We start from the raw sequence: 20499 nt of genomic DNA on the forward strand, positions 1-20499 counted from the left end.
AAGGTTGATTTGACAGAATAGCCGGAGGTCCCGCTGAATGTGAAGCGGGGTCTCCGTTTTTTTGTAGCTTGACTTTTAAATGTAATCATGAATAAAATAATTAACACGAGTTAAGTTTATGAGATGGGATGGTGAATATGGGACTATCCAATATTCCGCTTAGGGAATTAAAGAAAGCGCGTGCCAAGTTGGCTCTTTATCATAGCGCTCTCGAATTGATCGAGAAGAAGATGTTTCATGAGGTAATGCTGGAGGATATTTGCCGTAAGGCGGAGGTATCTCGCGTGACCTTCTTCAAGTTCTTCCCCAAAAAGGAGGATGTGTTGGTCTACTTCATGAGGGTATGGTTGACAGAGCGCATTATCGAGATTGATACATTGCAAAAACGGGGCTTCGACGCCATCCGTCATCTGCTTATTCAGGTGGCCAATCAAGCTGAGGATAAGCCGGGCTTGCTGCCCAGCCTGATTTCATTTCTGGCGGAAATGAATATGCATCCCGCCATGCCGGAATTAAGCGAAGCTGAGGTTCGGCTGCTATTCCCTGAGCATATTGAAGCCGGGCGGGCGACACCGGATATGCTCGATTTATTCACGCGTGCCATGGAGGAAGCCCATGATGCAGGCACGTTGAATCCTTTGATTTCCATTGATACGGCGAGTAAGGTGCTGTTTACGATTTTCTATGGGACGTATCTGACGGCGCAACAATTTGGTTCAGAGGATATTATTGGATTTTATGAAGAACACCTGCAACTTTTGGAAAAAAATACTTAGTCCTTGTCGAAAGGTGAACATGATTAAAAAACTTTACTTAAGTTAATTATGTTTGTATAATTCATGTATAAGATTCTCTACAAGAGCTTTGTATACTTTTTCACAAAAAAGGAGACAGGGTATGGCAAACAAGGAGGAACTACACGTTGTGATTGGCACCGGGCCGCTGGGTAGGGCGGTCATGGATGAGCTGCTGGCTCGCGGCAAGCAGGTACGTATGGTGAACCGGAGTGGAGCCGCAAAGGTTCCCGCCGGGGTGCAGGTGGTGAAGGGAGATGCGGTTGACCGTGAAAGCATTTTGGCAGCTTGTCAGGGGGCTACGGTCATTTATCATTGTGCCAAAGCTCCATATACCCGCTGGCCGGAATTGTTCCCACCGATTACGGAAGGTATCTTGGGAGCAGCCGAAGCGACGGGAGCGAAGCTGGTATACGGGGATAATCTGTATATGTATGGACCCACCGATCAACCCCTGAAGGAGAATTTGCCGGAACGGACGACCGACGGCAAGGGAATCGTGCGTGCTGCCATGGCGAAGACATTGCTGGATGCCCACCGCAGCGGTAAGGCTCGCGTAGCAATTGGCCGCGCTCCGGATTTCTATGGCCCTGGCGTGCTCGAATCCGCACTGGGTGCGCGGGTATTCCGGGCGGTATTGGCTGGAAAAGCGGCTGGGGTATTAGGAAATGTAGATGCACCACATACCTATATTTATATTCGTGATTATGCACGTGGCTTGGTTACTCTTGGGGAGCAAGAAGCTGCTTTGGGCCAAGTGTGGCATATCCCTAGCGCGGAAACGTTAACGACCCGCCAAATCGTGGAGTTGGTCTTCACCCATCTTGGTCAGAAGCCCAAAATCAGTGCTCTGCCTAAGCCATTGCTTCAAATGCTTGCTCTGTTCGGGGGAGAAATGCGGGAGGTCAAGGGAACGATCTATATGTTCGATAAGCCATTCGTAGTGGATCACGGCAAATACGCGGCTGCTTTCGGCACGGACACCACCCCGCATTCCGAAGCGATTCGCGAAACGCTGGAATGGTATAAGCAGCAAGTTTAACGCTAGAGGGCTGTTTGCTGCACAGTAGGTTAATAAAAGCATCGCCACCTTATTTAAGGGGCGGTGCTTTTTCTTTTTCCCGTACAGGCACGACTGGGCCTCTGCCCACATAAAATGAACAGACCGCAGACAAATGCACATTTCTTCAGGAGGTGTCATCCTTGCCCGGACTGATCAGTACGATTGCTTTATTTATCAAACAGCTTACCTTGCTCGTCTCTTATGTCAAAAACAACGCTTTTCCCCAACCCCTCACAGAAGCTGAAGAAGCGCTTCATTTGCAGCGCATGGCCGAAGGCGACCCGGTTAGTCGCAACCTGTTGATCGAACATAATTTGAGATTAGTGGCCCATATTGTCAAGAAATTCGACAACACCGGCGAGGATCTGGAGGACTTGATCTCAATCGGTACGATTGGCCTGATTAAGGCGATCGAGAGTTTCCGGCCGAACAAAGGTACGAAGCTAGCTACGTTTGCGGCGCGGTGCATCGAGAATGAAATCCTTATGCATTTAAGATCGTTGAAGAAGACCCGCAAGGACGTGTCCTTGCACGATCCCATCGGAACGGATAAAGAAGGTAATGAAATTACATTAATTGACATATTGGGCACGGAGGCCGATGAGGTCGTAGATCGGGTTCAGCTCAAGATGGAGAAGAGCAAAATTTATCGCAATCTGGACATTTTGGACGCGCGGGAGCAGGAAGTCATCAAAGGGCGTTTCGGGCTGGAGCATGGGGGAGAAGAACGGACCCAGCGCGAAATTGCCAAGGAGCTAGGCATCAGTCGCAGCTATGTGTCGCGTATAGAGAAAAGGGCGCTCATGAAGCTGTATCATGAGTTTTATAAGAAGAAATAGTAATGCAAAACACCTTCAAGGATGCTGCCTATCTTGCGATAGGGGCTAACTCTTGAAGGTGTTTTTTGTTTTGCTGTTTTACAGGTAAAATCTGCTATAATATAGCATGTACATGAAACTGGCTTAAAAGGGACGGTCGGCTAATCTCCCGGAAGGGAGGTGATGCCTGTGGCGATTAAGGATGCTTTGACGATCATGATCAGCTTTGGGGCGCTTATTATTGCGCTGCTGACGCTGGTGGTGGCCATCGTCGTAGCGATTAATCAAAACACAAAGAAATAGACCGCCCTGGGTAAAGGATGCGGTCTATTTCAAGTCGCGTAACTAACCCTACAGCCGACCGCTCTTTAAAAGCGGTAAGTGTACAGGGGAGTCGTGTGTCGAGCACGGCTCCTTATCTATTGTTATCATAGCACAGGCAAGGTTATACCTCAATGCGGAGCAAGGATATTTTGAATGAGGGAGAAGAACGGACTCAGCGCGAAAATCGCCAAGGAGCTTGGCATCAGCCGGCCGCTCATTATTGCGCTGCTGACGTTGGTGGTGGCCATCGTCGTAGCGATTAATCAAAACACAAAGAAATAGACCGCCCTGGGTAAAATGATATGCTACCCCCATAGAGAACAATGAAAAATAATATGTTTTCTATGGGGGTATTGGTATGCCCAAGTTAAAGAAATTGATATCGGCAGCCAGTAGTACAGATTTTATAATTCGTTTTAGTAGAGGTTTTGAGCGGAGAGAGCATGATCAATTCTGGAGCGGCAGACTCATCTCAAACCTGATCAGGCCAGCATTTACGTCAGCCGTTATCGTTCCTTGCATGGACTTAATGATCGTCCTGGCGATATGCAGGCCTAATCCCAAATGTCCCTGAGCCTCTAAAGTCTCTTCGGTATAGAATCGCTCGAAGATCACTTCAGTCTTGCCCGGGTCAAGCCTCACGCCATCGTTCTCGATGCATAGCACATAGCGATGCGCGTTAATCTCGGCCGAAACAGCTAATAGCTCGCGGGTATAGCGATAAGCGTTGCTCAGCATGTTCTGGACTGCTCGTTCAAGCTGGTAAACATTGATACACATAGCGGCAGGATTGTTGACATCAATTCTGTTCCTTAACTCAAATGCAATACCGCGAATGAGACATTCACTTCGAACGCTTTTGAACAGATCGACAGACCACTCATAACAGCCTACCTCCTGCAAGGTTAAATGCAAGCTGTCGGGAGTTGTATAGCTCAGGCTAAGTTGATTAGATAGCTCGGTTAGCACAGACAGCTTATTTTCAACGATTTCAAAGTAATGCTTCTCTTCCTCCGGTGTTGCTGCCATCTTATCCTGCAGAGCCTCAATATACGCTGAAATGGAAGCGATGGGAGTCTTAAGATCATGAGAGATGCCATTAATGAAATTTTTACGTTCAATCTCGAATTGCTGCTGTTGTTGCTGCTGTACGTACAGATTAGTTCTCATGCGGTCAAAGGAGGCGATAAAGTGTCCAATCTCGTCCTCCTTCTCATATACAATGGGTTGAGATAAATCGCCTGTGGAGATGGTATTCGCTTGTTCTACTAACATGCTTAAGGGGGAGATCAAGCGCTTTTTAATAAAAAGGGTAATTAATACAGTCAGAAACAGGGTGGGAAGGGTTAACAGGAAAAAGACAAACCAGACAAATTGCACCTGTCCCAAAAAGGTAGCCATAACCAGTGGGAAGATACACATCAGGCAGCATATGATGACTAAACGGCGAATGATGCTGTCCTTCATATAAATTCTCCATCAAATCGGTAGCCAATGCCCCGAAGGGTAGTTATATGATGGGCTTGTCCCAACTTCTCCCTGATCTTCTGAATATGGATGGCAACCGTGTTGATATCCCCATATTCATGTAATCCCCACACTTGGTCATAGATTTGCTCTTTGCTAAGCGCCTGCTTCGGGTGTCGTAACATAAATGCCAGTAGATCAAATTCTTTCGCTGTCAGATTGACAGCTTTCTCCCCAAGAGTCACTATTCGGGAGGAAAAGTCAACCAATACTTGGTCAAATTTGACTTTATGATCCCCCTCTGAAGTGAGTGGAGTTGGACTTAATCGCCGGAAAAGGGCATCTATACGAGCTACGAGCTCTTTAATGGAGAAGGGCTTGGTCATATAATCATCTGCACCAAGCTTTAGCCCTAGGATGACATCCAATTCAGTCTCCTTCGCGCTAATGATAATAACAGGAATGGCGGTCTTCAATCGGAGCTGACGCAAAATTTCTAGGCCATCCTTGCCAGGCAGCATTAAGTCCAACAGCACCATATGGGGCTGAAATCTGTCCAATATTGCCAAGGCATCATTGCCACTAGCACATATCTCCGTATCGTATTGTTCCTTCGTCAGATAAGTTTGAATGATTGTCGCCAGGTCATATTCATCCTCAATAATAAGTATATTTTTTCTGCTCATAACAGCCTCCTGTTCCAATCATATAAATAAATCCTTGCTTCTGAAAATGCTTATGCTGCTCCATATGAACAGGATGCCCGATAAAAGAAGGGCGCCGATGATCGTCATGCCGGTGGTCAGGCTTGAATGCAGGGTTGAGCTTAATGTAATCATTTGCATGGTGGGGATATATATTGCAAGCTGCTTCAATGATTCTAAGACAAGCATGATAAAGATGGTGCCCATGGAGAAGCCAATGGTGGCTGCTTCATTCTCTGTAAGTATCATGCACAGGGTAATGAGGCCGACCAGAAAAATAACGGTGATGAATGCACCGATAGCTGCCGAGGCGAATAATTCTCCCAACAGACCCCACTCAATTTGAGGCGAGAACATGTATACCACAATAAAAGAGCTTGTCATATGAGCAAATAAGAGTAACAGGCAAATGACCACAGAGGTAACAGACTTGGAGATCAAATAAGCCGTACGGGTGCTCGATGACGGAATCGTGGTCTTCATGGTCTTATAATGATAATCACTGGAGATCACATCCCCTATCATAAAACAGCAAAGCAGCCAGTATAGGGGCCGAAGCTGTGAAAGTCCAAGCTCCATGACCACCATGCCAGGTAAGCCCTTCTGCACCAAATATACCGCATAGCCCAGACTAAATAGAAGTACGCCCCCTAAAATCATCCAATATCTTTTTTGAACGATCCATTTTTGGAAATCATGGCGTAATTGCTTTTTCATGAATTTATCCTCCCGATATCAGACATACAGGTCTTTCTTTCTTAGAAGTTGGTAACCCAGCAGAACACAAATTGCGCAATACGCCAGCAGAATAAAAAAGCTCAGCAGGTTGTAGTCAAACGGCTGTTCAAATATATTGATATGAAAAAACAGCATCTGATGAAAAATCGTATATTGCTTGATGGAGGGGAGTAATTCAAAGTATTGTCCCATCATAAGAGCGATTCCAATCATGGTGGTGTTGATGAGAAACTGGCTTGAAAGCATGGACACCACCATCGCGATCATCCCGAAGGCAAAATAGGAGAACGCGAAGGCAAGTCCGCTTAATAGCGTAAGGCCTACTCCCGGAAGGCCAGATGTTGTTACAGAGAAGAAGCTAAGGGTGTCTCCCCACCCAAAGAACAGCATACCTACCCCATAGCCTAAAGCAATCATCATCAGAGTTACAAATACGGAAAACAAAAGGATAGACACGACCTTGCTTATAAAGTATTCAAGTCGGGAGGTAGCGCGAGTCAGGATCAGCTTCAGGGTTCCTTGTGCTCGCTCCTGGGAAATAATCTGCCCGACATAGATAGCTACAAAGATTCCGGTGAACAGGAAGCTGGCCTGCAAATGCTGAATAGGAAATGACTGCGCATTGCCTGCTGTGAGTACAGTTCCGTCACTTCCCATGATGTTGAAGAAGATGGCAGAGATGATAAAGTTAATCAAATAGATTCCCGTGTAAATAGCGGTGCTTTGGGAGAACAGCATCTTTTTTATTTCAAATTGAACCAGAACACCGATCCTTCTCATAGCTGATCCCCCTCTACACAGGCAAAAAACAAATCCTCCAGGTTATCTACTTGATAGCTGGCGAGAAGCTCATGAACCCGTCCTGTCTCCACCAGCTTGCCTTTTTGTATAATGGTTACTTTGTTACAGAGGTCCTGCATTTCACGCAGCATATGACTGGAAATGAGAAAGGTAATGTGCTCCTGTTGAGCCAGGCGCTTGATCAAAGCCTTCATCTCCCGAAGCCCGGCAGGGTCAACACCATTGGTAGGCTCATCCAGTATAATGATAGCAGGGTGGCATAACAGGGCATTGGCGAGACCAAGTCGTTGCTTCATGCCAAGCGAATAGGTTTTTACTTTATCCTGTTTGGCATCTGCCAAGCCTACAATCTCCAGGACTTCATTGATTCTTGAGCTTCCGACGGGTGTGTCGGCTAAGCTGGCACTTAATTTGAGGTTCTGTATCGCCGTCAGATTGAGATAGAATGAGGGATTTTCAATAATACTTCCTACGACGGACAGGGCTCTGCGATAGTCCCTTGTAACCGAATGACCATGGATAAAGATGTCTCCTGAGGTGGGAAAGATTAAATGGGTAATCATGCGCAGGGTAGTCGTTTTTCCTGAACCATTTGGTCCCAGAAAACCATAAATGTCCCCTTGGTTCAAGCTGAAGCTCAAATCATTTACAAGGGTTTTGTGGCGAATTATCTTTGTGAGTCCTTTTAGCTCAAGGACGGGGGTCTGTACTTTTTCTGTCATGAGTTTGCCTCCTAGGTTGGGATTGGCTCACAATGTATCAAACGAAAATAAAGTTGTGCCATAGCTAAAATAAAGTTTTGATAAAGTATGTAGATAAGAGTGAGAAGAGTGAGCAAGGAGGAAAATGTCTTAGGCAGGATTCGAATTCGCATTATGACTGGAGCATAGGAAAGTGAGGGATTTACAACAAAAAGCGATATTATCGGATTATGGGTGCGCTTAGACTCCAAGCCGTAATTCTTAGGAAGCGTCCAAGGTACGTGAAAGCGACAGAAACACATGAAAAACTCCCCCAGTTTTTCATTTAAACTGAGGGATATGTCCAATCGCTTTTTTGTTTTATTCACTGTCTACTTGACAGGGAGCACTTCACCTTATCTATTGTTATCAAAGCACAGGCAAGGTTATACCTCAATGCGGAGCAAACTAAACGTCAAAACACATTCAAGGTTGTTGCCTATCTTGCTTGGTTATAGTTCAAGCGCGGGCAAAGTGCCGCTCTCTCCCGGTAGCCGTTCTGCGACCGAACCGGCGAGGATATAACCCACCCGGATAGTTTGCCCTGAGCTTACGCCAATTGCCGACAGCGGCAGGCCAATTTCAACTACGGAGGCATTCTTGGCATACTGACTGGTTCCAAGTGTTGCTACCTGGTTCCAGGACCAGCTATTTCCCGTACCGGTGTATGCATAGAGCGTATTGTTTTCCAGCAAATAATCCGCACCGCTGTTTGGCCAGCCTGTTGCATTGTAGCCAGTTGCGGTGTTGTTATCTGCATTAATATAGAACGCCCCGGAATCGGTCAAGCCACTCCCTTGCACCAGCAGATAAAGATTGGAATCTACTCGTGTTCCTTTCAGTGTGGCGACGGATGAACTTCCGGAAGCTAGAGCGGGGATAGCGCTCCAATCGGAGGCGGAGCCATCCACAACGATTGAAGTGCCGCCACCACCGCCACCGGTGCCTGACGTGACATTAATGGTACTCACAGGGAAGGCGCCGTCGGTCGTGCGACCGGTATTGGAAAAATCCACGGCCGGCGTATTTGTTGCCGGGTCGAGAATGGCTAGTGCAACGGTGTAGTTACCTGCTGCTAGACTTGACGGGATGGTGATGGAGTTGGTGTGAGCATAGGTACCCGTCTTCCAGTTCTTGAGCTGGATGTCAGTGATAGTCCGGGCAACGACGGTAGAACCGCTGCGAATCTGCAACTCAACCGGCCAGTTGAACGGAAAGTGCTGGAGACCTTTGTTCTCTATGCTAAGCGATACCGACAGCGAGGAGCCGCTGGCAGCCGAATCGTTGTGCGTTACTTGCTTGACGACAAGATGGTAGCCCATGCGTTTCTTCAAGGTATCCATGTTGGCCTGATACGGTCCACCCACTGCGTAGGAGGCAGGGGAATTGGGTCCCAACCAACTTGGCTTGCTAAGCTCGGCTTGACGCATCGTTTCCGTAAATCCTGCGCCGCTCGTCAGACTGGCTTGCAGTCCACCTGCGCCACCATAGAATTCCCCGGCCGAGATCGCGTTGTTCCAGAAATTCGCATAAGCCGGCTGCAACTGGCCGATATCATCCCAGTAGCCATTTTGTGTGCCAGTGTACCAGCCCCAGGACGAATCGAAGCTGGGTTGGTCCCCGAACATGTCATTAAACATGCCCAGTCCGTGGGTAGAAGCTAGTTGTACGCTTCGGCGAATCATGACCTGAATGCGGTCGGATTTATTAGAGAAGGCATCAATATAGTGCTGAATAAATTGATTGGAGATCGCATTGGGTGGAAATGCCCCCGTGTAGTTCTGTTCATTGTTAGGGCCGACATAAGGCCAGGTATGGAACTCGCCCCAATGACCCAGCGAGCCAATTTGGACAAATGCAATAGGAGCATCTTGGGTGTAGTAGCGGGCTGCAATGGCATCAAGCAACACTTTGTGGCGGGCGAGGAGGATGGATGAGCTGTAGTTAGGAGAGAAGCCTGTGTTGTTCCCGGTTCCCATGCCGCCGGTATTGTCCTGATAAGCGGTGCCGGCTGTTCCTTCCTGTGTGAGCATTTCGTTATAAAGCCAGTCGGGGATGTCGCGATGTGCGGAGCCAGTCGGATTGTCCAGCAACAGCCGGAAGACCACTCTCACACCTTGACTCCGCCAATAATCAAACTTGAACTTGGTTTCGATGGCGTTCCAGTCGAAGACGCCTTTGGTGGGTTCTAGTTCTTTCCAGGTGACACCGGCATAGACCAGCTTGTGCGGTTGCGCATACGGTCCGCCAGTAGCGGGAGGCGCCCAGCCCTTAAATGGATTGTTAAGCGGACTGTCCAGTTCGGCAGGAGTAAACGTTGCGGCCGAAGCTGCGGGGGCCAAACTGACCAGACTGCTCACAGCCAGCACAAAAGCCAGCAGCAGACGCAACGTTGTGGCTCTCTTGCCTAGCGATGGGTGGGACGGGTCTTTCTGAATAATGGTATTGATATTCATTAAGCACCTCCAGATAATTTGGCGCAAATTTTCTTTGGATTTTGCGCTCTTAACTAGAGATTATAGAGTAAAATTTAGATAATTCAAGCAGGATTTTTGATTAAATGGAAGGAATTATATAGTTTGGCGCAAAAATTTAGGGAATAATATACATTTTTTAATAAATATTTGCGCCAAAAAAATATATTAAATGGGTGGATAGACGAACCATCGTTCAAATTTACTTACTTGATGGTTTTGGTGATGACAACTTTGCCTCGTTTCGGGCCTTCTTCACTTTTGCGATAAGCTTGAAGCAGGCCCTGAGCGGTGAAGGCAAATGTCTCATTGATATGGATCTTTAATTTATTGTTTTTCATATGGTCAGCAATGAATTCGAAATCGGTACGCTTGGGTTGAGCTTGGAAGAAATGGGCGTGAATGTTGCGTACCTTCGGATACTGACTGATGCCAAATGCCACTATTGAAATATAAGTTCCACCCTCCTTGATAACCGAGAAGTTCTTCTCTCCCATCTCACCTGGTAACCCTGTGCCGAAAGTGGAGGGGTCCTTGGCGGTATCCAATACGATATCGACAGGAGTTGTTATTTGGGTCGTAAAGTCGACTTTGGTGTAGTCGATGACCTCGTCAGCACCAAGTGCTCTAACGAAATCATGATTGTAGTTCCTCGCGGTCGCAATAACATAGGCTCCATGTTGCTTGGCCAACTGGACGGCTACATGTCCCACTCCTCCAGCCCCCGCATGAATAAGAATACGTTGTTCCGGTTGAAGATGACCATGCTCGAATAGTGCTTGCCAGGCTGTCAGGGTAACCGTGGGAGCAGCACCTGCCTCATCAAAGGATACATTTTCAGGGATGACGGCAAGATGATCTTCTTCCGCCGCAACATAGTCCATATAAGAACCTCGTTGAATCATGCCCATAACACGATCTCCCGGTTTGAAATGAGTCACTTTCCTGCCTACTTCTTGAACGATGCCAGCTACTTCATTACCAAGAACCAAAGGCAATTGCAATTGATCCGGAAATTTGTGGGCCATGGGACTTTGGAGAATCGCGCCGTTGCGAAATAAATAATCTGCCGGATTAATGGAAGAAGCACGCATCTCGATGAGCACCTGTGTATCGGTGAGTGAGGGAATTGGCAGTTCCAGTTCCTTCAGCACTTCCGGGATTCCAAAGCTTGTCAAAGCAATAGCTTTCATCATAATCCTCCTCTCAAATTGAACGTACTTTGAAACATCTTGTCCAATAACAGAATTTCGGCCTTTTGGCTAATCGCATGGTTCCCAAGCTTGACATCAATAATGAAGTCATTGCTCAGCATCTGGCGATAACGAGAAATAATATCGTTGTGCGGTAATTGTCCCATGGCCTTCGTTTCAGGTGGGATTACCGAAATACCAGCTTGCTCGACCCGTTGAATATTGTGCTTAATATCCCTAGCAATCCTGCTTAAGATATCTTCACTTCTTGCTTGCTCTATGCTCATCATGCCGTCATCGGTATAGAAATGCTTGTTAACGATGGCTAATGCCGTATGCGAAATGTGGAATGCCTGAATGTCTTTTTGGACTTCATAATGCAAATCCACCGATTCAAATAGTTGAGCCAGTTCATTCACTCTCTCGGTCATCCTTCCATCGATTTCCCCGAAAATGGTTCCTTGATGTTTTTCAGATCCGAATTGAGCATATAGGACATTTTCCTTAATATCTCCACCGGCGCCCGGGAATCCCGGAAGCAAACGATCGCCTATAATGTCCAGCCAAGGGCCATATCCAATGGTGTTGGTCAGGGTGACAATGTTCTTGCTTCGATTATGCTGGATCGCCGAGAGAGCAGCTTCGGACTGATCATATCTGACAGGGACGAAAATGAAATCATAGATGTCGTCATCATCAAGAGCTTCAATCGTTCGAATTGGAATTTGCTTATTTGTTCCGTGCTCGTTATAGATTAGCCCCTCCCTTTGTAACGTTTGCAATCTCTTTCCCCGTGCCAGGATGGTGACATCCAGTCCCGACTGTGCGAACCGGAGGGCGTATACACTACCAATCACGCCGGCGCCAAATATCAGAATTCGATATGCTTTGGTATTCAACATAAACCCTTCTTTCAAAAGAATCAGTCACAGATTGTTTAAGCAACACCTGTTTGATAAGATGATAATATGGCATGGATATGATTTCAATCAGCAGAGTTAGAGGAACGTTGCTTAAGCAACACAATGTAATATTTGATGTCTAAAAAGGGGGTTGAACATGGTAAATCAGGAAGATCCGAGGGTGTTGCGCACACGACAGCTCATTAGAGAAGCGTTCAGAGATTTGTTGTTTAGCACAGGATTTGATGCTATTACCATTAAGGATATTGCTCAACATGCTACCATTAACCGGGCCACATTCTATGCTCATTTTGAGGATAAATACGCTTTGCTTGAAGAAGTTACAGAAGAGGTATTCCATGAGATGATTCCTGAACAAGTGAAGAATGCAGGGGAATTTACAGATGAGATATGCACCCAGCTGATCTTGGCGACGCACGGGTATATTGTAGACTTTTACCGTATCTGTAGAATGAGCTCTAATTCCATGGCAACCTTGGTGGATAAGAAGATCAAGAAAATGCTACAGCAGACCATAGAAAATATTTTTCTGAGAGGAGATACCTACCCTGGAGCGGAGAGAAATTACCTAGAGATCATGGCGGCCATGACAGGTTCGGCAATCTATGGAGCTGCGCTGTATTGGTTAAATGCGGAGGATAAAGATCGAGTGGATAGGCTTGCAGATCTGGTGCGTCCTTATGTAATGAACGGTCTGGGACTCCGTTGAGGACTCCAGACCGTTCTTGTTTGTTCTAACATAACAGAATTTAACGCCAGGTTAAGCCCAAGTAGTAGTTGTCTCAACTGGCAGACGATAGGAAGGATAACCCTCTTTGGCTGCTTTTCCTATGGAAATTAACATGACGGGCTGGAAACGGTTGGAGTCGAGGCCAAAGGCTTCTGCAATCTTCTCTTTGTCATAACCAGCCATAGGATTGGTATCATAACCATGAGCACGAGCAACCAGCATCAACTGCATTGATACGAGACTTGCGTCGATCAAGTTCATGTTGTGAAGTTCGGTTGCAGTTACGTTTGCATAATAAGGCTTAAGTTGTTGCATTTGCATGTCCATAATATCTTGCGGCATGTATCCCAGTTCCACGGCTTTGCTGAAAATCTCATCTATATATTCAATGTTGTTCACATCGTAGAATATGGCAATGGAAGCAGAAGCGGTCTGTACCTGCGTTTGATTGAAGGAGGCTAGCTTGGCCAGCTTTTCTTTACCTTCGGCGCTGTCGATGACGAGAAAACGCCAGGGCTGCATGTTAATTGCAGAGGGCGCACGGGATGCTTTAGACAGAATTTCAGTCATTTCCTCCCGGCTAATTTTTACCTCTGGATCGTAAACCTTAACAGAACGGCGCTCCAAGACGATGTTATTGAAATCGTTGGATTGTTGGAACTGACTAGTGTGAGTTAGAGCTTGCATCTTCTTGTCTCCTTTATATTTATAATAATGAGGCAGCTAACGGTTTAACTGTCATCACTATCAGGATTGTAAACTATGAAGTATACTTTATAGCAATAGGGAAAAAATGAGGTGTTTATGATGAAAATTAGCGAAGTGGCCGAAAGGGTTGGCCTATCAATATCTACAATTCGTTACTATGAGAAGATGGGCATGATCCCTGAGGAATATGTACTGAGAGACCAAAATAACTATCGGAACTATGAAGTGGGGATTGTCCGCCACTTAAATGTTGTGAAGAACTGCCTTGAGGTGGGCTTCTCCATTCATGACGTCAAATTAATGGTCGCCAAGAATGAATTTACCAAAGCTGAGCAAATTGAGGTCATTCAGGCGAAAATTGCGGAGATTGAAGGAGCTCAAAGAAAGCTGGAGGAGTCCAAGCAAAATCTGAGAGAAGTTCTGGATAAGAATATCGTTTGCGAGGGTGGTTTTGGAAAATATGATGAACCGGTAGTCTAGGTTCACCTGAAAAATCGATAAATAGTGAAAGAAAAGCATTCATTCCTCTCCTTCAAGGCAGAAAAGCCAACACTTATAATGAACCCAAGTGGTGAATAAGTGTGAGATAGGAGAGTCTGCATGAATAACATTCGCGTGAATCAGCCTGTTACCGGCATTCCTGCAACAAAGCGTTCTAGGTTTAGTAAGCGCTTTAAAAGTTGGGAAGCTCCCTTTGCCGGGTATTTGTTCTTATCCCCTTGGTTGATAGGGTTCTTTCTACTAACTTTGGGTCCGATGATTATGTCATTGTATTATTCGTTCACTGATTATTCGTTGCTTGAAGCGCCTAATTGGATTGGAATGGCTAACTACAAGGAAATTTTTACGATGGATGATATCTTCCCAAAATCTTTGAAAATAACCATCGTATTCGTATTGTTAACCGTGCCTCTTCGCTTGATGTTCGCGCTAAGCGTTGCCATGATGCTGAATCGCAAGATTAAAGGAATCTCCTTCTACAGAACGATGATTTATTTCCCTTCATTAATCGGAACAAGTATCGCGGTTTCGATTCTGTGGAAGAACATTTTTAGTCGAAACGGTTTTATCAATGACTTCTTGGGTATTTTCGGCATCAAAGGTCCCTCCTGGATTGCTGATCCCAAGTATGCGCTGGGTACGTTAATTCTGCTAATGGTATGGCAATTTGGTTCTTCTATGATTATCTTCTTAGCGGGGCTTAAGCAAATTCCCGGCGATTTGTACGAGGCTTCTTCGGTGGATGGAGCGGGAAAAGCTCGGCAGTTCTTCTCCATAACCTTGCCGATGCTATCCCCTATGATTTTGTTTAACTGCGTGCAATCCATGATCAATACCTTCCAAATGTTCACGCAGGCTTTTGTTATCACTAACGGCGGTCCTGTTAAATCCACCTTTGTATATGTCATGTATTTGTATGAACAGGCCTTCACCAAATTCCATATGGGTTATGCTTCGGCATTGGCCTGGATTCTGTTGATTTTGATTGGTTTGTTTGCCGGGGTGCTCTTTTGGTCCTCGAAGTATTGGGTATTCTATGAAACGCAAGGAGGGAAAAAATAATGAGAGTAGGCGGTTCAGCCAGACGGCTGATAAATCATTTTTCTCTTCTCGCGGTCAGTCTGCTTATGATGTATCCTATCTTCTGGTGGCTAGGGGCTTCGCTCAAAACCAATGAAGAGATGAGCTCGGCAGGTCTGTTTCCCAAGGTACCGCACTGGTCTAATTTTAGCGAGGGCTGGGTATCCGTTCCGAACTTTACGTTTACCCATTTTTACATCAATACGTTTGAACTGGTGTTAGGCGTGTTATTCACAAGTATCGTTTCTTGCAGTCTGGTTGCTTTTGCTTTCGCCAGATTGGATTTTCCACTTCGCAAGCTTTGGTTTGCTATTATGCTGGTCACTTTGATGCTGCCAACTCAGGTGACGATCGTTCCGCAGTATGTCATGTTCAGTCAATGGAATTGGATCAATACGTATCTTCCGTTCTATATTCCCCATTTGTTGGCAGGGGGCATCGGAGGTCCCTTCTTTATCTATCTACTAGTTCAGTTTATGCGTTCCGTACCCAAAGAGTTAGATGAGGCTGCAAAAATTGACGGATGTAACTGGTTCGGTATTTATTGGCGAATCATGCTCCCACTCATAAAACCAGCACTGGTGACTGTGGGAATATACGCTTTCTTGTGGAATTGGGACGATTTTTTCGGACAGATGATATATATTAACTCTATCGAGAAATATACGATTAACCTGGCATTGAAATTGTTTATCGATTCCCAAGGCTCGGTTCCATGGGGGCAGATGCTTGCTATGTCTCTTGTCTCTATTATGCCTTCTGTCATTATTTTCTTCCTGGCGCAGAAACACTTTGTAGAGGGCATGTCTGCCGGAGCACTTAAAGGCTAGCCGTCTGGAGAAGCATGGCCGGTTAATCATTTATGCTTATAATTAAAAAGTTAGCTGCGAAAATTCGCAGCTTTCTTTTCTTTACTTACTCATGAATGGATGACCGGAGGTGTATGAATTGTTCAAAGATCCATTTAAATCATTAAGAATTGATGTGGTGTTCTTCTTTGGATTTGCTCTTATCGTGACAATTCTAGTGGGAATCGTAATCACGGTAACTTACGTTAATGGCTCAAGGGATATCGCAGAAAATACGTCCTATTACCAACAGAAGCTGTTAATTGAATTACACAAGAAATTAAATACCAACTTGGTAGATATTGAACAAAGCTCAAGCACCGCCTCACAGAACTTCAGCTCAACTTATGAGGAGTTGCTGGGTGATGTTGATAACTACGATCGAGTGACGGGACAGGCTGATATCCGTAGACAATTGAATAACTATGTATTCAGCATGCCGCTACTTCAATCTATTCATGTCTATTCTGATCTTACCCCTTCTTACAATTTACAGGAATTTGTTCAGTTCTTATCTCTTGATAGTTTGGAGAAGGAAGAGTGGTATGATTTATTACGCAATTCAGACTACACCTGGTTAAGCGGGAGAACCATTCAATCCAATAACGGAGAAGTTCAGGTCATCAGCTTCGCCCGGAAAGTCTACAACCGCTTTAATAGAGCCAATGCTGTAATGGTATTTAATGTGCGAATGTCCAATTTCAAAGAGATTATTGCTACTGATGATGCCCGTTCCAAGCTTGCTCTATTTGATGATACGGGTAAGCTGATTACGAGCACAGGCGATACAGCCTTTTTCTTAGAGAACAGCAATGATATCAAGCATCAGATTGATATGAATTCGACGGGGTCCAAGCGTACCGGAGACGAACTCTTAGTCTGGTCATCTTCGCTGTCCTCTAAATGGTCCCTGGTTGAGATTACTTCCTGGACAGAGCTTATGCAGGGAAGTTTGCAGGAGACACAAATTATTTTAGGCTTAGGGATCGTCAGCATCATCATGATCTTACTGCTTGCCATATTTCTGTCCCGCAAGTTTGTAAGGCCTATTGCTATGTTACTGAATGCCATGAACAATTTTTCATTAAGCAAAAGGACAACGCTTCCAACGGGCTATAAAAATGAATTTGGAAGATTATTTCAGGGTTATGAGAAACTGACGCTGCGGATAGACGAACTATATGACTCCCTGGAACAGCAACATGAACGGCAGCGGGTCTCTGAAATTAAAGCCCTGCAAATGATGATTAATCCACATTTTTTATATAATTCCCTGGATCAGGTTAACTGGATGGCTATTGAAGCGGGTCAGCATCAGATTAGTAATATGTTGTCCTATCTGGGTCAGTTCTTTCGATTATCCCTATCTAATACGAATCACTTGATTATGGTCAGAGAGGAATTAGCCCATATTGAAAGTTATTTATCATTTCAGAGAATACGTTGGCAGGATAGGTTGAAATTTCAGTTTGAAGTGGATGAGGAAATCAAGAATTGGTATGTTCCCAAAGTAATTCTTCAACCTTTCATTGAAAATGCTTTTATACATGGGTTTCACGGGAAAAAAGAAGCGCTCCTAATGATATCGTTGAAGCAGGTAGACAAAGCTCTGGAAATTACAATTACCGATGACGGTTGCGAGTTGCCTAACAACTGGCATGAGCAACGCAGTGCCAGAGGAGGATACGGATTGCGTAATGTTCGTGAGCGTATTGAAGCTTTATTCGGAGCGGAATATGGGTTTCAGTTAATGCCATCTTCCTATGGAGGGACACAGGCCGTGATTCGTCTGCCCATCGTTACATCTTTAACTTCCCAAGGAGAGGATTCTGATGTGGAAAATTGCAATTATTGATGATGATTTTCAAGTAGTCAAGGGGCTGCGGGCGGCGATCCCTTGGGGCGAGCTTGCTGCTGAATTTGCAGGTGAAGCGATTGATGGACAAGCTGGTATTCAATTAATTCGAGAAATAAAACCTGATATTGTACTTACCGATATTTATATGCCCTATATCAACGGAATTGAAATGATAGAGCAACTAAAGTCGGAAGGATTTGCCGGACGCTTTGTCATCTTAAGTGGGTACAACGATTTTGAGTATGCAAGAACTGCATTAAGATTAGGTGTGGATGATTATTTGACTAAACCCGTCACGCTAGAGCAAATTGCCAGTGTATTGACCACAACTATAGAGAAGTTAGAGGCAACGTATCTTGACCGATTGGAGAATGGACGAATGCTGAACAGCCAATCAGAAATAGAGTGGCTACTCTCTCTACTGAACGGTCAGGAACAACCTCAGCAACTCCCTGATAACCTGGCATTTTGGGAGCAGAGTAAGCATGTCGCCATAATTACCGAAATATCCTGGACGGAACGCATTCGTGGGTTGTCTAATGCGGATTGGAATTTATTCCGCTTTGCGATCACCAATATTGTAGAAGAGATTATGGAGCAGGAAGAATATTCTTTTCGCTTTGTTTGGTTATTTGGAAATCATGCTTCCTTGTTAATTCAAGCCTCAAGCGATATTTGTGAGCAGACAATTCAGGAAGACACGCGCCGAATAGGAGAATTAATCGGTCATCAGATTATGACTTATCTAGGGTTATCCCTTCGTTATGCCGCAGGTAGTGTGAGATCAAATTGGCAGAACATTAAAGAGTCAGCGAATGAAGCAACGCGCTGTTTATTAGAGCAATATGAGCATGTTATAGAAGGAAGCAATCACTCAGAGGAACAGCAATCCTCTTTACAAGATTTTGTTCAACGGGTGGAGGCTAGAACTCCCGTGATTCATGAGAAACATCGAAAGGCAGTTCAATATATGGTTGAATATGTCCATCAGCATTATGCTGAAGATATTACCTTGGAGCAACTGGCTCAACAGCTTTATATCTCTAAAAATTATTTGAATCAATTATTTAAAAAAGTAACGGGTGAGACATTTACCAACTATGTCATTCGAGTGAGAATTGAAAAGGCCAAGGGTCTTTTAATAGAAGGAAAATATATGATTTATGAGATTTCAGAGATGGTAGGATACAACAATGTGCCTTATTTCAGCACTTTATTTAAGAAATATTGTGGGTGTAGCCCAAGTGAGCTATTAAAGAAATGATTCAGGTGAATAGTGAAACTTTTTTGTTCATTACTATCCTATACGGGATATACCCCTGATGCTACTATCGAACATAGAAACAGCTGTTATTTACCATGATGAATTAAGAGGGGGAAAATCAGTGGGAAATTTTAAAAAATGGTTTTTTGTAACCGCTTTAATTGTACTGGTGACTGTAACAAGTGCTTGTGGAGGAAATGGGGGTCCTGTGAATACCGCCGCACAAGATGGGTCAGATCAATCTTCCAAGGCAGCTAACGGCGGGGGCAATGGTGAAGAGGTGACCCTTACCATTGCCTGGTGGGGATCTCAGGCTCGTCATGATGCTACTTTACAGGCTATTGAGCAATATAAGGTGCTTAATCCGCACGTGAATTTCCAAACACAGTTCTCTGGTTGGGACGGCTATTACGATAAGCTTGCCGTACAGTATTCGGCTAAGAAAGCACCGGACATCATCCAGATGGATGCAGCTTATTTAAATGATTATGCCGGCAGAGACTTGCTGGCTGATCTGAAGGATGTAAATTCTGAATATATAGAAGCTACTGTATTGGATGGGGGTAAAGTACAAGGTGTACAATACGCGATGCCTTTAGGTGTCGCAGCACTTGGCATGGTGTATGACAAGACGGTTGTTGACAAGCTTGATCTGCAAGCACCGGAAATCGGATGGACATGGGACGATTACTTCGCCTTTGGCGAGGCAGCTAAAGCCAAACTCGGCGAAGACAAATATGTATACGTTGACCAAAGTGGGGACCTTGTGGATTATACTGCTTATCAATACAGCATGGGCAAAGGATATATTTTTGACGACAGCGGAAATTTGGCCATTGATAAAGATACCTGGATCGGCTTTATGACCAAGATGGGGGAAATGCGTGACAAGGGAATTTTGACTCCGGCTGATATTACGACCACGGATAAGGAATTGGACCCGCAATTGGATAATGTCATTATCGGTAATGCTGTAGCCAGACATTTGTTCTCTAATCAAATAGGATCGATTGAAGCTTTGAAGCCCAATACCTATGCCTATGCTTCCATGCCTTACGGTACTGAATCAGGAGGCTGGCTGAAGCCGGGGATGTTCTGGAGTGTAAATGCCCAATCCACCAATCAGGCTGAAGCTGTCAAATTCATTGATTGGTTCGTCAATGATCAGGAAGCAGGACAGACGCTTGGACTTACTCGGGGAACACCGATTAACTCTAAAGTAATCGAGGCTCTGACTCCAACTTTTAGCGATGCAGATAAGATTTCACTGGATTTTCTGGAGAAGGTCACGCCAGACGCTCAGAAATTTATTAATGATCCCAAGGGGTGGGGGAATTTCAAGAACGACTACAAGACCATCGTGGAGAAGCTTCAATACAATCAGTCCACACCAGAGCAAGCCTATGAGGAGCTTATCAAAACAGGCAACAAATACGCTGAAGAGGCTAAAAAATAAGCAATGTCCATAAAT

At 45.1% G+C, this 20499-nt stretch carries 21 protein-coding genes; 12 read left to right on the plus strand and 9 right to left on the minus strand.

What is annotated here, in order from left to right; genetic code table 11:
• The first annotated feature begins 137 nt into the window (after positions 1-137).
• From BN3279_RS14770 to BN3279_RS24365, 5 genes are all read left to right on the plus strand, one after another.
• Positions 138-776: a TetR/AcrR family transcriptional regulator gene (locus tag BN3279_RS14770; protein ID WP_059051950.1), complete on the plus strand. Its 639-nt coding sequence runs from the start codon at positions 138-140 to the stop codon at positions 774-776.
• A gap of 121 nt (positions 777-897) precedes the next feature.
• Complete coding sequence (locus BN3279_RS14775; protein ID WP_059051951.1) at positions 898-1836, plus strand: NAD-dependent epimerase/dehydratase family protein; 939 nt, start codon at positions 898-900, stop codon at positions 1834-1836.
• A 161-nt stretch (positions 1837-1997) separates the two neighbouring features.
• Entirely contained in the window at positions 1998-2696 is a 699-nt protein-coding gene (gene sigK, locus BN3279_RS14780; RefSeq protein ID WP_018753111.1) for an RNA polymerase sporulation sigma factor SigK, read from the plus strand.
• A gap of 162 nt (positions 2697-2858) precedes the next feature.
• Complete coding sequence (locus tag BN3279_RS23815; RefSeq protein WP_392396872.1) at positions 2859-2978, plus strand: putative holin-like toxin; 120 nt, start codon at positions 2859-2861, stop codon at positions 2976-2978.
• 174 nt (positions 2979-3152) lie between these two features.
• On the plus strand, positions 3153-3281 hold the full coding sequence (locus BN3279_RS24365; protein WP_262362537.1) for a hypothetical protein: 129 nt from the start codon (positions 3153-3155) through the stop codon (positions 3279-3281).
• 165 nt (positions 3282-3446) lie between these two features.
• Here BN3279_RS24365 and BN3279_RS14785 read toward each other — a convergent pair whose 3' ends face one another.
• The 8 genes from BN3279_RS14785 to BN3279_RS14820 form a co-directional block, all read right to left on the minus strand.
• Positions 3447-4466 (minus strand): HAMP domain-containing sensor histidine kinase, encoded by a 1020-nt coding sequence (locus BN3279_RS14785; protein WP_059051952.1) that lies wholly within the window; start codon positions 4464-4466, stop codon positions 3447-3449.
• A complete protein-coding gene (locus tag BN3279_RS14790; RefSeq protein ID WP_059051953.1) occupies positions 4463-5152 on the minus strand; it encodes a response regulator transcription factor in 690 nt (229 codons plus the stop codon). Before BN3279_RS14790 ends, BN3279_RS14785 begins: the two co-directional genes overlap by 4 nt.
• Before the next feature lie 18 nt (positions 5153-5170).
• The gene (locus BN3279_RS14795) at positions 5171-5887 is read right to left on the minus strand and encodes an ABC transporter permease (protein ID WP_059051954.1); all 717 of its coding nucleotides are present in this window, start codon (positions 5885-5887) and stop codon (positions 5171-5173) included.
• 18 nt (positions 5888-5905) lie between these two features.
• Positions 5906-6688 carry an ABC transporter permease gene (locus BN3279_RS14800; protein ID WP_059051955.1) on the minus strand — a complete coding sequence of 261 codons (783 nt, stop codon included), beginning with the start codon at positions 6686-6688 and terminating at the stop codon, positions 5906-5908.
• Positions 6685-7431, minus strand: coding sequence for an ABC transporter ATP-binding protein (locus BN3279_RS14805; RefSeq protein ID WP_059051956.1), 747 nt, complete (start codon positions 7429-7431; stop codon positions 6685-6687). The genes BN3279_RS14800 and BN3279_RS14805 overlap by 4 nt, the downstream gene beginning before the upstream one ends.
• A 470-nt stretch (positions 7432-7901) precedes the next feature.
• On the minus strand, positions 7902-9905 hold the full coding sequence (locus tag BN3279_RS14810; RefSeq protein WP_059051957.1) for a DUF4832 domain-containing protein: 2004 nt from the start codon (positions 9903-9905) through the stop codon (positions 7902-7904).
• Between the two features lie 224 nt (positions 9906-10129).
• On the minus strand, positions 10130-11116 hold the full coding sequence (locus tag BN3279_RS14815; protein WP_059051958.1) for an NADP-dependent oxidoreductase: 987 nt from the start codon (positions 11114-11116) through the stop codon (positions 10130-10132).
• Complete coding sequence (locus tag BN3279_RS14820; RefSeq protein ID WP_059054441.1) at positions 11116-12015, minus strand: ketopantoate reductase family protein; 900 nt, start codon at positions 12013-12015, stop codon at positions 11116-11118. The genes BN3279_RS14815 and BN3279_RS14820 overlap by 1 nt, the downstream gene beginning before the upstream one ends.
• Positions 12016-12175: 160 nt before the next feature.
• On the opposite strand from BN3279_RS14820, the gene BN3279_RS14825 reads away from it, so the two are divergent.
• Complete coding sequence (locus tag BN3279_RS14825; RefSeq protein ID WP_059051959.1) at positions 12176-12748, plus strand: TetR family transcriptional regulator; 573 nt, start codon at positions 12176-12178, stop codon at positions 12746-12748.
• A gap of 51 nt (positions 12749-12799) precedes the next feature.
• Here BN3279_RS14825 and BN3279_RS14830 read toward each other — a convergent pair whose 3' ends face one another.
• Entirely contained in the window at positions 12800-13456 is a 657-nt protein-coding gene (locus tag BN3279_RS14830) for a nitroreductase family protein (protein WP_059051960.1), read from the minus strand.
• 120 nt (positions 13457-13576) lie between these two features.
• On the opposite strand from BN3279_RS14830, the gene BN3279_RS14835 reads away from it, so the two are divergent.
• The 6 genes from BN3279_RS14835 to BN3279_RS14860 all read left to right on the plus strand — a co-directional run bounded on the left by BN3279_RS14835 (position 13577) and on the right by BN3279_RS14860 (position 20484).
• On the plus strand, positions 13577-13957 hold the full coding sequence (locus tag BN3279_RS14835; RefSeq protein WP_059051961.1) for a MerR family transcriptional regulator: 381 nt from the start codon (positions 13577-13579) through the stop codon (positions 13955-13957).
• 120 nt (positions 13958-14077) lie between these two features.
• Positions 14078-15040, plus strand: coding sequence for a carbohydrate ABC transporter permease (locus BN3279_RS14840; RefSeq protein WP_059051962.1), 963 nt, complete (start codon positions 14078-14080; stop codon positions 15038-15040).
• On the plus strand, positions 15040-15888 hold the full coding sequence (locus tag BN3279_RS14845) for a carbohydrate ABC transporter permease (RefSeq protein WP_059051963.1): 849 nt from the start codon (positions 15040-15042) through the stop codon (positions 15886-15888). The genes BN3279_RS14840 and BN3279_RS14845 overlap by 1 nt, the downstream gene beginning before the upstream one ends.
• 118 nt (positions 15889-16006) lie before the next feature.
• Positions 16007-17761 carry a sensor histidine kinase gene (locus tag BN3279_RS14850; RefSeq protein WP_059051964.1) on the plus strand — a complete coding sequence of 585 codons (1755 nt, stop codon included), beginning with the start codon at positions 16007-16009 and terminating at the stop codon, positions 17759-17761.
• Positions 17739-19028: a response regulator transcription factor gene (locus BN3279_RS14855; RefSeq protein ID WP_059051965.1), complete on the plus strand. Its 1290-nt coding sequence runs from the start codon at positions 17739-17741 to the stop codon at positions 19026-19028. Before BN3279_RS14850 ends, BN3279_RS14855 begins: the two co-directional genes overlap by 23 nt.
• A gap of 121 nt (positions 19029-19149) precedes the next feature.
• Positions 19150-20484 (plus strand): ABC transporter substrate-binding protein, encoded by a 1335-nt coding sequence (locus tag BN3279_RS14860; protein WP_059051966.1) that lies wholly within the window; start codon positions 19150-19152, stop codon positions 20482-20484.
• Positions 20485-20499: the final 15 nt, after the last annotated feature.

Source organism: Paenibacillus senegalimassiliensis (assembly GCF_001486585.1).
In the GTDB taxonomy this organism is placed as follows: Bacteria; Bacillota; Bacilli; order Paenibacillales; family Paenibacillaceae; genus Fontibacillus; species Fontibacillus senegalimassiliensis.

Coding starts and splice junctions, on each gene's coding strand:
- BN3279_RS14845 (WP_059051963.1), top strand. CDS start 15,040: ATGAGAGTAGGCGGTTCAGCCAGACGGCTGATAAATCATTTTTCTCTT.
- BN3279_RS14840 (WP_059051962.1), top strand. CDS start 14,078: ATGAATAACATTCGCGTGAATCAGCCTGTTACCGGCATTCCTGCAACA.
- BN3279_RS14790 (WP_059051953.1), bottom strand. CDS start 5,152: ATGAGCAGAAAAAATATACTTATTATTGAGGATGAATATGACCTGGCG.
- BN3279_RS14825 (WP_059051959.1), top strand. CDS start 12,176: ATGGTAAATCAGGAAGATCCGAGGGTGTTGCGCACACGACAGCTCATT.
- BN3279_RS14835 (WP_059051961.1), top strand. CDS start 13,577: ATGAAAATTAGCGAAGTGGCCGAAAGGGTTGGCCTATCAATATCTACA.
- BN3279_RS14785 (WP_059051952.1), bottom strand. CDS start 4,466: ATGAAGGACAGCATCATTCGCCGTTTAGTCATCATATGCTGCCTGATG.
- BN3279_RS14770 (WP_059051950.1), top strand. CDS start 138: ATGGGACTATCCAATATTCCGCTTAGGGAATTAAAGAAAGCGCGTGCC.
- BN3279_RS14815 (WP_059051958.1), bottom strand. CDS start 11,116: ATGAAAGCTATTGCTTTGACAAGCTTTGGAATCCCGGAAGTGCTGAAG.
- BN3279_RS14775 (WP_059051951.1), top strand. CDS start 898: ATGGCAAACAAGGAGGAACTACACGTTGTGATTGGCACCGGGCCGCTG.
- BN3279_RS14810 (WP_059051957.1), bottom strand. CDS start 9,905: ATGAATATCAATACCATTATTCAGAAAGACCCGTCCCACCCATCGCTA.
- BN3279_RS14805 (WP_059051956.1), bottom strand. CDS start 7,431: ATGACAGAAAAAGTACAGACCCCCGTCCTTGAGCTAAAAGGACTCACA.
- BN3279_RS24365 (WP_262362537.1), top strand. CDS start 3,153: ATGAGGGAGAAGAACGGACTCAGCGCGAAAATCGCCAAGGAGCTTGGC.
- BN3279_RS14800 (WP_059051955.1), bottom strand. CDS start 6,688: ATGAGAAGGATCGGTGTTCTGGTTCAATTTGAAATAAAAAAGATGCTG.
- BN3279_RS14855 (WP_059051965.1), top strand. CDS start 17,739: ATGTGGAAAATTGCAATTATTGATGATGATTTTCAAGTAGTCAAGGGG.
- BN3279_RS14795 (WP_059051954.1), bottom strand. CDS start 5,887: ATGAAAAAGCAATTACGCCATGATTTCCAAAAATGGATCGTTCAAAAA.
- BN3279_RS23815 (WP_392396872.1), top strand. CDS start 2,859: ATGCCTGTGGCGATTAAGGATGCTTTGACGATCATGATCAGCTTTGGG.
- BN3279_RS14830 (WP_059051960.1), bottom strand. CDS start 13,456: ATGCAAGCTCTAACTCACACTAGTCAGTTCCAACAATCCAACGATTTC.